We start from the raw sequence: 329 nt of genomic DNA, 5'->3' as shown, positions 1-329 counted from the left end.
ACACGGGTTCGATTCCCGTCGGAGTCATTTGTTTATGGAAGACGCAGCAGTGTAGTTGACCGATGCGTTTTTGTTGTAAGTAGATTTATTTGCCGATGTGGCTCAATTGGCAGAGCAGCTGATTTGTAATCAGCAGGTTATCGGTTCGAGTCCGATCATCGGCTTTTATTATTTAAATATTTACCGTAAATATTTACGGACCTTTAGCTCAGTTGGTTAGAGCAATCGGCTCATAACCGATCGGTCCTGGGTTCGAGTCCCCGAAGGTCCATTTTGTTGTAAGCTGTATAGTTAGGCCCAGTGGCTCAGTTGGTTAGAGCGCCGCCCTG

General features: G+C 46.2%; 2 tRNA genes. Both read left to right on the top strand.

The window, feature by feature from the left end:
- Positions 1-91: 91 nt before the first annotated feature.
- Positions 92-164: transfer RNA gene (locus HMPREF1548_RS25530), tRNA-Thr, on the top strand.
- Between the two features lie 33 nt (positions 165-197).
- Positions 198-271: transfer RNA gene (locus tag HMPREF1548_RS25525), tRNA-Ile, on the top strand.
- The last annotated feature ends 58 nt before the right edge of the window (positions 272-329 follow it).

It is taken from the genome of Clostridium sp. KLE 1755, assembly GCF_000466465.2.
Lineage (GTDB): Bacteria > Bacillota > Clostridia > Lachnospirales > Lachnospiraceae > Eisenbergiella > Eisenbergiella porci.
Note: the sequence above shows the minus strand (reverse complement) of the source record. Positions and strands in the feature narration are given on the sequence as shown.